This is a genomic window from Sinorhizobium sp. NG07B (genome assembly GCF_002532005.1).
Classification (GTDB): domain Bacteria; phylum Pseudomonadota; class Alphaproteobacteria; order Rhizobiales; family Rhizobiaceae; genus Sinorhizobium; species Sinorhizobium fredii_C.
On the sequence record NZ_NWTD01000011.1, the window covers coordinates 1 to 11502 of the forward strand.

The following is an 11502-nucleotide window of genomic DNA, read 5'->3' on the forward strand; positions in this document are numbered from 1 at the left end:
ACAGGGGTCAGGTTCGCGCATATCTCGAAATGACAGGCGCAGAGCTCGGCCTGATCGTCCTGATGACGAGTGCGACGGCAGTCGCCGTCAACTCCGCAAAGGTGCCTTCGCCGCCATCCTGACGACGAGAGCAGATCTCCTGCAGAATGCCTATCGGCTCATTTCGTAGTGGTAACCACCACCGCGGCACGAGCGAGCCGCGGGTTTAACTCGCTAACCTGGACGGAACTGCATGTCCTATCTTGCTTGGATTGATTTCGACCCCGAGGAACGACGACGCGCTCAAACGCTCATCGATCTTTTCAAACAACCAGAAGCTCGCGACGAGCTAGGTTTGGGAACAGTGCGCGATGGCCTTGCCGATCTTCTTTTTCCCGGGACCAGCACGATCCAGACTCGGCTGCGCTACATGCTGTTCATTCCTTGGACCTATTGCGAGGCGCAAAGCCGCAAGGCGACGCAAGCAGAACGGACAAACATTGCTCGCGATCTGGAATTCCGGCTGAGCGAAGCGCTGCTTCGCGGCAATGAGACGACCGGTGTGATTGGTCGTGATGCGGGCCGCGACCTCAAGCGGCTTGCCTCAAGCGTGTACTGGGCAGGCCTTAACACCCTTGGCATCCGTACTATGATGGGTTCGCAGGCGACCTTCCTGTCCTATGGTCCGGAAAGTCTCAAGGATCACGACCTGAAGCTTTGGTCATCGAGCCTGCCGAAGGCGCCCGAAGATCTGTTTGAGCAAGCCACGTTCGCGCTGACGCTGAAGGAAGCGGACTTTTTGCGCGATCGCATTGCCAGTAACGCAAAGCCGAGCCTGTTGAATGAGCTGGCGCGGACGGGAAAGCCTTTCAGCCAGGATTGGCCATGGCAGGTGGGCGAGAGTACCATTTCAAAGTTCAATCGCTCGCTACTGCGACACGCCGAGAGGTTCTCCGGCGTGATGTATGGCGCAAGCTTGCTTTACAATCTCTTGTTAGCGCTGCGTGCCGCTGAACGACCAAACGCAAAGAAACACGCAGATGCTTCAGCGCTGATGGAGCATTACCGCTCGCGTCTCGACGACTGGAGGACGAAGCTCGAATTCCTGGACCTGGACAGTTGGGACCTGGACGATCTCTTTAGCCTGATTGGGACGACAAGCCACAGTTTGACGAAAGCGTCCCGCGACTTTATCCGGGGCTGGGCATCCATAGCGCGGAGCGGCGCAAAGCATCTGGAAACGGACAGCTCTGCTATCGAGCTTCTGAAACATCGCGAACGTGACCTCAAGCGGCTAAAGGCGCGGCTTCTACACGATGCGCCACTGGAAAGATGGTCGGGCGCCTCGGGTGACGCGCGTCTCGATTTCAGATGGGGCATCTCCAGAAACTACCTTGGAGAACTCGCCGATGCCGGCTGAACCCGCTTTTCACCCTGAAAATCGCCAGCTCTATACGGCGCTTATGCGGGCGCCCGATCAATACCGGTTCGACAACGCCGTGGCGACGACCTACTCGCTTGACTTCGAAACGGCCCTCACCATTCCGATCACTATCGTTTTTCGAGATGCCGAGAACCGCGACGAGATGTTGCGAAGCCCGCTGGCCCTGCTGCAAAGCGTCGAGCGAATGGCCGGCAGCATGGCCATCTACTGCGACAGAGGTCGCATCAAGGAGGCGCGGCCGAATGCGGCGCGTCTGATGGCACTGTACGAAAAGACGATCATCGAGGTTGCCGCTCCTGGCGGCGGTGCCTTCCATCCCAAGCTTTGGTGCATCCGTTTCAAACCCGAGCGCGAGGGTCAGCCTACGCGCATGCGGCTTGCGATTCTTTCCCGAAACCTCACGAATGACAGGTGCTGGGATTTGGCTCTTTGCCTCGACGGTAGGGTCCAAGAACACATCAACCCTACTAACGAGCCGATTGTGCAGCTTCTGCGTGCCCTTCCGGGCCTTGCAAATTCGGTCACTCGTCCGGCGGCGCCAAAATTTCTTCCGTCGCTATTGCGTGACCTCGAGCGCTGCAGCTGGGACGATCTCCCTGCAGGGGCGACCAAAGTCAGCTTCGCAGTCAATGGTCTGGATTCAAGCGTATGGTCCCCGCAAAAAGGTGACCGCCTTGCCATCCTGTCGCCTTTCGTCAGCGGTGACGCGCTTGCGCGCCTTGCCCAAGGCTACGACCAACCCTCGGCCTGTCAGCTCGTCGCTCGTGCTGAGGAACTCGACTGCATCAAGCCTGACATTCGCAAGCATTTCGAGATACAGACCCTCGATGACCGGGCGACGCGTTATGAGGAAGAAGATCGTGACGACCCAGGTGCCGCCGATCTTGAAGGCCTGCATGCCAAGGCGTATATAGTCGAGCGCGGCTCGCGTCTGCACATTCATCTTGGCTCTGCCAACGCAACAACTGCCGCCCTGGTGGCTGCCCGCGGCGGCCGCACGCAGAACGTCGAAGTTATGGCGACCCTCGATGGTCCCAAAAGCCGCATGGGTTCAATTGCAGACACATTGTTTTCGGATGGATTTCAGCGCCTTTTGACGCCCTATGTGCCGTCGGCGCCGATCGAGCAGGATGCTGCTGCAGCTGCTGAAAAGGTCCTGGAAAAATTGCGCACCAAGATCGCAGCACAGCCGTTCGATCTCCACTGCACGCAATTGACTGAAGGCATTGGCCTCGAACTGGCTATTGCCGGCAAAACGGCTCCGATCGAAATTCCAGTGGGCGTGAGATGTTTCATTCGGCCGATCACGGTTGCGAATGAACAGGGCTACGATGCAGCACCCCTGCTCTCTGGCAGGGCTTCGAGGATGGCTATCAGCACTGTTCCGTTGAGCGATGTCACCCGTTGGCTGGGGTTGCGGCTCCGGGACGCGGAAACCGGCGTAGAGATTGCCTTTACCTTGGGTGCCCGGCTCCTTGGCTTGCCCGAGGGCCGGGACGCTGCCGTCCTGCGGGCCCATATAGCCAATGTCGAGAACTTCTTCCGCTATCTGAGCATGCTTCTCGGAAGTTTGGGTGAAGGCACTTTTCTGGAGAGCGAAAAGGCCGGTGAAGGACAATGGCTTCGACGACTTGGTCAAGGTGGAAACGCGCTCCTGGAACCAATGGTACGGGCTCTCGCGCTCGCTGGCGACGAGCTTGCCGAGATCCATCAGCTCATTGAACACCTGAAGGACCCCGACACGGGCAAGAGCATCGTCCCCGAAGATTTTTTGAAGTTGTGGGCCAGCTTTGCGCCGCTCGTGACGAACAAGGCCACCCGAAAATGACCTATCAAGCAGAAGAGCATCTGAAGCTGCTCAAGCCCTTTCAGCGCGCCACGGTCGACTATGTATTTCGACGTCTTTTCACCGACCCCCGGCCGACGAGGCAGTTCCTCGTTGCCGATGAGGTCGGTCTTGGCAAGACCATGGTGGCACGGGGCGTCATTGCGAAGGCGATTGAAGACCTGAATGGCAAGGTTGATCGTATCGACGTCGTTTACATTTGCTCAAACCAGACGATTGCCGAACAGAACATCAAGTCGCTCAACGTCATCGGCTCGGCGACAAAGCCGTTGAACACCCGCCTCACCTTGCTTCCGCTCGAAATCGAGCAGGATGGCGGGATTGCCTCCAGACCTATAAATCTCATCAGTCTTACCCCGGGAACGGCACTCGATCTCAAGTCATCGCTGGGCACCGCAAAGGAACGGGCTCTCATCTACGAGATGCTGAGGAAGCGACTCGGCATCCGACATAGGGGCATACAGCGGGTTTTCCGTGGAGGTGTCGATGCCGAAAACTGGCCCGGCTGGACCGACTGGATGCGCGGCCAGAAAATCTCCGAAGAGATTTCCGAGAATTTCAACGCTGCTGTCGGAGACGAATTCATAGAGCGAATTCGTGCCGCCGCGGAGTTGGCGAGGAGCAAAATAAATCCAAACTATCCGGTCGACCAGCGACCGGCTAGCATGATTGGCGAATTGCGCCGTATCCTGGCACGGATCTGTGTGGATGCGCTGAGCCCGGATTTGATCATCCTCGATGAATTTCAGCGATTTGCCGACTTGCTGCACGAGCACGATGAGCAGTCGGCGCCCGAAAAGGCAGCCGCGGCGGAACTCGCGCGTGCTCTCTTTTCCTACTCCGGCGCCGACGGCTCGAAAGCGCGCCTGTTGCTACTATCAGCTACGCCATACCGCATGCTGACATTGAATAGCGACGATCCGGAAGAGGGCGATCACTACGGTGACTTCTTGCGCACCATGCGCTTCCTGTTCGGGGAAGAAGATGGTGACGCTCGGATTAGGGAACTCGAAATAGAGCTCAAGGGGTTCCGTCGTGCGTTGCAGGCAATGCCCGAGACAAGAGCTCACGTCCGCGTCCAGCGTGACCGGGTCCAGCACATCCTGGGCGAGGTCATCGCCCGGACCGAGCGCGTGGATTCCACCGACGACCGCAACGCTCTGGTCAAGGAAAGCAAGCCAGAGCTGACGATTGAGACGGAGGACCTCAAGGAGGCGAAGGCTATTGCCCAGGTCGCGGCCATTGTCAGCGCGCCGGGCATCGTCGAGTATTGGAAGTCGTCGCCATACCTGCTCAATTTCATGCGTGAATACAAGCTTCGCCAGAAACTACAGACGCTGAAACTGCAGCCCTCCAGCGAACTGCGCAGCGCAATCAAGGCTGCTGCTCCGTTCCTGATCAGCAAGGAGCAGGTCGAGGACTATGCTGAGATTCCGCTGAGGAACGCGAGAATGCGCGCGGTGGCCGACACAGCGTTCCAGCACGGACTTGATCGCGCGTTGTGGCTTCCACCTTCTCGACCAACATATGGAGAGCAGGTCCCGGCAACGAAGTCGCTCATATTTTCAGACTGGTCGATGGTGCCGGACGCGATCGCTGCACTTCTCTCGCATGAAGCAAGCCGTCGCATGGGCATGACGAGCGATCTGGTTAGCCGCACCAGCCGCCCAATTGGCATTGAGGAGATGATGCCAATGCTCTGCCCCTCCCCCACACTGGCGGCATGGATAGACCCCTTGGCAATGGAGCGCCGGTTTGGACGTGCGGCAAGCTATAAGGAGCTGCGCCGCCAGGCGGTTGGAGTGCTCACCGAGCACATCGACAAAGAGCAACTATTGCGTCTGTCCGGAAGATCCGATCGACTCCTCCCGCTCAACCTGGAAAATGAGCTAGGTAGACGCGTGGACTGGAGTAGGGTGGGCGCCATCGAGCACGAAGGCCACGAGGAACATGGGGCAATGGCGCGCGCCATTGATGTGCTCACGAACGCGCTCGAAGCCGAAGAGCATTCCGACGATCAAGATGCCCGAGATGTCTACGACAAACTCGCAGACTTTGCCCTTGGATCGCCAGCAACTTGTGCCCTTCGAGCACTTGGTCGCCTATGTCCGGAGCTCCCATTAGACGATCCTGCTCTCGTCGGAGCGGCAGTCGCGATCGCTCTCGGCTTCCGGACTTTGTATAACCAGCCGGAAAGCCGGGCGTTGTTGGCAGAGACATCGCCCCTGAACTATTGGCGCCAGGTCATTACGCATGCCGCCGCGCACGATTTGTCCGCAGTCTTGGATGAATATCTCCAACTGGTCCTCGACGCTGAGCGCGGCGGCGAACTGCAAGCGGATAGACGCGCGGGACTGGTTGCTACCAAGGTCGTCGAAGTTGTTGCATTGCGGCCGGCTCAGATAACGCTCGATCACTGGACTGCCGGGCGCTCACGCTTGCACGACAAGACATTCGAGGTGCGAGCGCGTTTTGCGATGCGATTTGCGACAAAAGCGGAGGATGAAAAAGGTGTCCGCCGCACGACGCTCGTCCAAGCCGCCTTCAAATCTCCTTTCCGCCCGTTCGTACTGGCGACAACTTCGATTGGTCAAGAAGGCCTGGATTTCCATAGTTATTGTGCGCGGATCATTCACTGGAACCTGCCGCGTAATCCCGTCGACATTGAACAGCGCGAAGGCAGAGTCCATCGCTTTAAGAATCATGCTGTCCGTCGCAACATTGCTTTCAAGTTCGGCGAGTTCGCACTGAGCGAGGATGGTCGTGTCGCCCCTTGGGAGAACATGTTCGAGGCCGCCCGGCAGCAAGAGATCGCACAGGGTCGCGCCGGCGATATCGTGCCGTTCTGGGTATATCCCGGCGACGAAAAAATTGAGCGCGTTGTGCTCCTCCCCCCGTTTAGTAGAGAGGTCGAGCGCTACGAGAATTTGAAGAAGTCTCTGGCGACCTATCGATTGGCGTTCGGTCAGCCCCGCCAAGATGAGTTGATCAACCTGTTTTCCGCGTTCGGAAACGACGTGATAGCGGAGCTGTCCTACCTGCAAATATCGCTCAAACCACAGCCGAAAAGCGAACGCTCGCCTTATGGCAGACCTATTTCACCCGTCGAATTGCACCATTGAAAGGCACATCATTTTCTTTATTTGTGCAGTCCGATGGGTGCTCCCATTAGACCACTCCCCACGCCCGAAACCTCCCCCTCCCCGTCATCTCGCGCAGGCCGAGCTCCAAAACGATCCGCCGCGCCGCCTGCGGCGTCACCTCCAGCGTCTTTGCCACCGTCCCGGCCGACACCAATGGCTTGGCCATTACCAGTTCGACCAGCTCCGGCAATTTCGAAGACGTCCGCCGCCCCTCCAGTTTTCGCTCGAACATCGTCTTCGCCAATGTCAGCCGGTCATGCTCCTTCATTCCGATCTCGGCCGCCGCGATCAATCCGTGAGCGATGGCGAGCAGTCTTGTCTCGCGGTCGCGGTGCCGGCGCCGATCGACAGGAATGGTTTTCAGACCGAGATTGATGGCGGCGAGATGGGCGCCTGTGGTGATGCCGCAGTCCCGAAGGATTGACGCGGCCAACAGCCGGCCGAGCCATGGCGCGTGCTGAAGGACGGCAAGCTCATTCCAGGCATCGAGAGCAATGATCGCCCGCAGCACCGCCGGCAGGTTTTCGGCCTGGCGCAACACGCCGCGCCATTCGTCGAGCCGGGCATCCTCGTCCCAGTCGAGATCGTAGATCATCGGATCTTTTTCCGCACGGCTATCCGCTGCGCGGTTGCCGTCGGCTCGGCCGGGACGTTTCGCGTTCTCGATGGCTGCCTCCGATCGTGCCAGCACCGCATCAATGGCGGCATAGTCGACGCCGGGCAGATTTTCCGCGTCGTCATCGTACCCTTCCCCTTCCGGATCCACCGGGACCGCGCGCGGGGTGGTGATAGCCGCCTCCGCCGCGTCAGTGCTGGCGGCTGTGATCTCCGAAGTCTGTCGCAGGGTGCGAACGCCGTCGGGCGATAAGGCCCATTCGGGCGAATGACCAGCAATGCGCCGGCGGGTGCGCAGAACGTCGCGGGCGATTGTCAATTCGTGGGTGGGCGTGCGAACGTCGCGCGTGGCGTCGTGAAGGACGAGGTCTTCGAGATGGACAAGTTCGCCGTCGATCCACAGCGAGGCGCAGGCCTCGGCGAAATTTTGCCGTTCGAGGAAGCCCGAACCGACCGGCGAGCGGGCGATGCGTTCGTCAAGACGCGTGAGGGCGATACCGGCGTCAAAAGCCGGCCGCATCAAGGCACTCATACTGATTTTCGCGAGATCGTAAGCCATTGAAATCATGGTAAATGATTTCTTACAGGAACTCTATCTGAATATTAGGGTTCCTCACATGGTATGATTTCCGGTTGGAGGTCTCACCTTCGATAAGTCATGCTTATCGGAAGTGTTACGTACATGCTTGTTGTACGCACTCGGAAGCCATGATATAAGCTGGTCGTGAGCCAATATCGGAGGGTTCGATGCCGCAGACCAGCTACAAGATCAGCGAAGCCCGGAAAAATTTCGCCGAGGTGCTCGAACGCGCCAACCACGGCGAGGAAATCGTCATCATGCGCGGCAACGAAGTGTATGCCCGCATTGGCCCGGCCGACGGCGGCAAGCGCCCGTTCGGCCTGCTGCGCCAGCGTGGCCTGCCCGACGACCTGTTCGGCGCGGTCGATACCGAACAGGCCGCCATCGATGCCGGCGATTGGAATGACGACGTCGGCGTCTGGCAGGGCAAGCCTTCGGATAAAGACAGCCGCTCGTGAAAATTCTGCTCGACAGCCACGCCGTCTACTGGTGGACAATCGGCAGCGACCGGCTTTCCTTGAAGGCTCGGTCGCTGATCGAAGACAAGGCCAACACCATCCTGGTCAGCGCCGTCTCCTTCTATGAACTCGACAACAAGATGCGCCTCAAGAAGCTCGACCTGAAGCCGCAGGAATTGCGGGCCGCCGTCACAGCCAGCGGTTTACAGACGCTGGCGATCAGTGATCTGCATGCCGAACTGGCGGCCAGCTTCGACTGGGACCATCGCGATCCGTGGGACCGTATTCTTGCTGCGCAGGTGCGGCTCGAACATTGCACCTTTGTGTCGCTCGACAGCGCCTTCGACGCGGTGTTGCATGAACGGATCTGGTAAAGGGCAACAGCGGTGAAGATTTGCGTCGAAATTGCCGAGGCAGCGGAGCGACTTGACGAATTGATCGACCTTGCCCTGCGCGATGATGAGGTTGTCATCTGTCGGGACGGGAATCCCTTTGCCGTCATCGTGGCAATTCCAAGAGCGGGCCACGGCACGATCGATGACTTTCTGGCGCTGGCAGCCGCGGGTCGCCCGACGATCTGTGACCAGACCTCAAACCACGACGAATTCTATGACGAGACCGGACTGCCAAAATGAGCAAGCCGTCGTCACCTTCGATCGAAAAACGCGCCGAGGGACTCGACACGATCGCCGCGGTGCTGCCGATCGGACGGCGCAATAAACTAGCCGAACTGCTGACCGACCAGGATGTCGAAACGCTCCGCCATCTGGTCAATGCGGGCATGGGCGAGAATACGTTGCGGGCACTGACCTCCGACCTCGCCTATCTCGAAGCCTGGTCGCTGGCGGCCGTCGGCAGCCCCCTCCCCTGGCCGGCGCCGGAGGCGCTGCTGCTGAAATTCGTCGCCCATCATCTATGGGATCCGGCGAAGCGGGAGGGTGATCCCGATCACGGCATGCCGGATGATGTCGACCGGGCCTTGCGGGACGGCGGCTTTCTCCGGTCGACCGGACCGCACGCCCCGGACACCGTACGGCGACGGCTAGCCAACTGGTCGACACTGACCAAGTGGCGCGGTCTCGATGGCGCTTTCGCCTCCCCTGCCCTCAGGTCGGCCATCCGACTCGCGGTGCGCGCCGTGCCGCGGCCACGCCGCCGCAAGAGCGCCAAGGCGGTGACCGGCGATGTGCTGGCCAAACTGCTGACGACCTGCGGCTCGGAAAGTCTGCGCGACATTCGGGATCGGGCTATCCTGATGGTCGCCTTCGCGTCGGGCGGTCGCCGGCGCAGTGAAGTCGCTGGCCTGCGCAAGGCGCAACTGACGACGGAGGCGCCGGTAAAGGGCGAGGATGAAGTCCCCCTGCCCTCGCTGTCCATCCATCTCGGGCGCACCAAGAATTCCGGCGCAGGCCAGGATGAGGTCGTCTATCTCACCGGCCGGCCCGTGGAAGCGTTGACCGCCTGGCTCGCGGCCGCGAAGATCGACGGCGGCAGTGTGTTTCGGGCGATCGATCGCTGGGGCAATGTTTCCAAGCGGGCGCTCGATCCGAAGGCGGTCAACGATATCGTCAAGCAACGGGCGGAACTGGCTGGGCTGGACCCGGCGGAATTTTCCGCCCACGGACTGCGATCCGGATATCTGACGGAGGCCGCCAATCGCGGAGTCTCCCTCCCCGAAGCCATGGAACAGTCAAGGCATCGGTCGGTCCAGCAGGCATCGAGCTACTACAACAACGCGGACCGCCGAAGCGGCCGCGCTGCTCGTCTTATCTAGCTTACTCGGAAATCCGCCGATCGGCCCAGATTAACGCCATTGCCGAGTCAACATCAACGATGGCTGCGAGAACGAACGTCCCCATACCCTCTAAAGGCCTTTCATATCTCGCACGTTGGCCAGTCCCGTTCCTGCGAGCCCCCTCATCGTGTCGGCTTTCAAAAGCAACTGGTCGAACTTCAGGCCCGTCTCCTTTGCGATCTCCTCGAGCGATACTTGGTATTTCTTGAAGCGGCCTGGCCGTGGATAATGGCAAGATAACTCCCCGCCGCGAAACAATGCGATCGATCAGGTTCCACCTTGATATTATACGTGGACGTCACGCAGCACCTTTCGCTTGGCGCCCGATCCACTCTTATGAAATCAGCCACTTAGCCTGTTGTCTGCAGACAACAAGGCTTTTTGAAAGGCTTCGTCGCGGTGACATGTCAGCAAGGTTCGTTCGCTCGGTCATGCACTCCTCGCCTGCCCCCCACGACTGCGTAGCGAGGCCATCAACATCGACCCCAAGGCAAATTCCCCCCTTTTCGCACGGGATGTCAGGTCGCGAAGGTAGCCACCCGCCGAATTGATATGCCCTGCCCGTTCGAGGATACACGCCATCGTCGCAGCCGCGTTTTCGGGTCCCATCGTGTCGCAAGCATCCTGGTAAGCGGAGGGACTGACCCCAAGCATTGATCGCACCACGACGGCCGCGGTCATCAGCTCCCGCCAGGTACTAATTGAGCCGCCTGGCCCATATGCGTCGATTTCCGGGCACGCTCGAAGTACCAATCCCAACGGGAAAGTTTTCAGCTCCTCGCTCCGTCGTTCGTTGTTCTGGCTCGGTGGTGCCCCCTGCTCTTTTCCAGAGCTAGGTTCAAGTTCACAGATGGATTCGGTTTTTGAATTCTGTTTGTGACGCTCATTGTGAGCATCATTGGTGCTAATATCTTGGTGATTCTTCTGCAGTTCCAATCGGTTGACGATTTCCTCCCGAAGCAGGACGAGTTCCTCAAGGATCGACTCGAGATCCACCATTGTCGGAGACCGCGGAATGCGTCCGACGCAGGCCACATACATTTCCTCGATGGCTTCCCAGTCACCCCAAACGCCCTCCTCAATCGCCGCCGTGATGATCTTTCGGACATCCCGGCGGCAGATGGTAAGATCCTCCTTGGCCCTGCGGAACGCAGCACGGTCTGCCACAACCTGCTGTGCCAGGCCGGCGAGCTCTTCTGACCGCATTAGAAGGGGCGAAAGATCAAAGCCAAACGCAGCTTCGATCTCCCCAGCCCGGTCTTTACGGGCGTAACGCTTTCCATTGGCGCTGTCTTTGCGGATGATTAGCCCCGCCTCTACCAGAAGCGCTATGTGCCGGCGCAAAGTAGCTCCAGCGATTCCATGGGCCCGAAGCGTTAGTTGGGCGTTTGACGGAAAGACGATCAACGACGAGCCTTGCCGAAGTTCATTCTCGGGAAAGAAGCTCAACAATGCGTCAAGCACCGCAAGGCTTCTGTCCTGGAGCCCCAAGGGCTCGCGTGCCTCGGATACGTCTCGAAACACTTTCCATTTCTCGACCGACTTTTCAGCCTTGATTTCAGTGACAGCAATCTGTCTCCTCACCAAGGCAAGCGTCATCGGTCGCCGCCCGAAAGGCGCCGTCACATGTCCACTCTGCATT

At 59.2% G+C, this 11502-nt stretch carries 9 protein-coding genes; 7 read left to right on the top strand and 2 right to left on the bottom strand.

All coding sequences use genetic code 11. The features are described from left to right. The first annotated feature begins 232 nt into the window (after positions 1-232). Genes CO664_RS24765 through CO664_RS24775 form a run of 3 tightly spaced genes read left to right on the top strand, consistent with a single transcriptional unit; the run spans position 233 to position 6391 of the window. On the top strand, positions 233-1399 hold the full coding sequence (locus tag CO664_RS24765) for a DUF6361 family protein (RefSeq protein ID WP_097527220.1): 1167 nt from the start codon (positions 233-235) through the stop codon (positions 1397-1399). After that, positions 1389-3251, top strand: a complete 1863-nt coding sequence (locus tag CO664_RS24770) for a phospholipase D family protein (RefSeq protein WP_097527219.1) — start codon at positions 1389-1391, stop codon at positions 3249-3251. Before CO664_RS24765 ends, CO664_RS24770 begins: the two co-directional genes overlap by 11 nt. Then, positions 3248-6391, top strand: coding sequence for a helicase-related protein (locus CO664_RS24775; RefSeq protein WP_097527218.1), 3144 nt, complete (start codon positions 3248-3250; stop codon positions 6389-6391). Before CO664_RS24770 ends, CO664_RS24775 begins: the two co-directional genes overlap by 4 nt. Before the next feature lie 46 nt (positions 6392-6437). Here CO664_RS24775 and CO664_RS24780 read toward each other — a convergent pair whose 3' ends face one another. Further along, on the bottom strand, positions 6438-7595 hold the full coding sequence (locus CO664_RS24780) for an RHE_PE00001 family protein (RefSeq protein WP_097527217.1): 1158 nt from the start codon (positions 7593-7595) through the stop codon (positions 6438-6440). A 179-nt stretch (positions 7596-7774) separates the two neighbouring features. On the opposite strand from CO664_RS24780, the gene CO664_RS24785 reads away from it, so the two are divergent. Genes CO664_RS24785 through CO664_RS24800 form a run of 4 tightly spaced genes read left to right on the top strand, consistent with a single transcriptional unit; the run spans position 7775 to position 9839 of the window. After that, on the top strand, positions 7775-8065 hold the full coding sequence (locus tag CO664_RS24785) for a type II toxin-antitoxin system prevent-host-death family antitoxin (protein ID WP_097527216.1): 291 nt from the start codon (positions 7775-7777) through the stop codon (positions 8063-8065). Continuing rightward, a complete protein-coding gene (locus CO664_RS24790; protein WP_097527215.1) occupies positions 8062-8439 on the top strand; it encodes a type II toxin-antitoxin system VapC family toxin in 378 nt (125 codons plus the stop codon). Before CO664_RS24785 ends, CO664_RS24790 begins: the two co-directional genes overlap by 4 nt. Positions 8440-8499: 60 nt before the next feature. Next, positions 8500-8700, top strand: a complete 201-nt coding sequence (locus CO664_RS24795; RefSeq protein ID WP_337441763.1) for a prevent-host-death family protein — start codon at positions 8500-8502, stop codon at positions 8698-8700. Continuing rightward, a complete protein-coding gene (locus tag CO664_RS24800) occupies positions 8697-9839 on the top strand; it encodes a site-specific integrase (protein WP_097527213.1) in 1143 nt (380 codons plus the stop codon). Before CO664_RS24795 ends, CO664_RS24800 begins: the two co-directional genes overlap by 4 nt. A 450-nt stretch (positions 9840-10289) precedes the next feature. Here CO664_RS24800 and repC read toward each other — a convergent pair whose 3' ends face one another. After that, positions 10290-11501, bottom strand: coding sequence for a plasmid replication protein RepC (gene repC, locus CO664_RS24810; RefSeq protein WP_097527211.1), 1212 nt, complete (start codon positions 11499-11501; stop codon positions 10290-10292). Between the last annotated feature and the right edge of the window lies 1 nt (position 11502).

Coding starts and splice junctions, on each gene's coding strand:
- CO664_RS24765 (WP_097527220.1), top strand. CDS start 233: ATGTCCTATCTTGCTTGGATTGATTTCGACCCCGAGGAACGACGACGC.
- repC (WP_097527211.1), bottom strand. CDS start 11,501: ATGCAGAGTGGACATGTGACGGCGCCTTTCGGGCGGCGACCGATGACG.
- CO664_RS24775 (WP_097527218.1), top strand. CDS start 3,248: ATGACCTATCAAGCAGAAGAGCATCTGAAGCTGCTCAAGCCCTTTCAG.
- CO664_RS24770 (WP_097527219.1), top strand. CDS start 1,389: ATGCCGGCTGAACCCGCTTTTCACCCTGAAAATCGCCAGCTCTATACG.
- CO664_RS24800 (WP_097527213.1), top strand. CDS start 8,697: ATGAGCAAGCCGTCGTCACCTTCGATCGAAAAACGCGCCGAGGGACTC.
- CO664_RS24780 (WP_097527217.1), bottom strand. CDS start 7,595: ATGATTTCAATGGCTTACGATCTCGCGAAAATCAGTATGAGTGCCTTG.
- CO664_RS24785 (WP_097527216.1), top strand. CDS start 7,775: ATGCCGCAGACCAGCTACAAGATCAGCGAAGCCCGGAAAAATTTCGCC.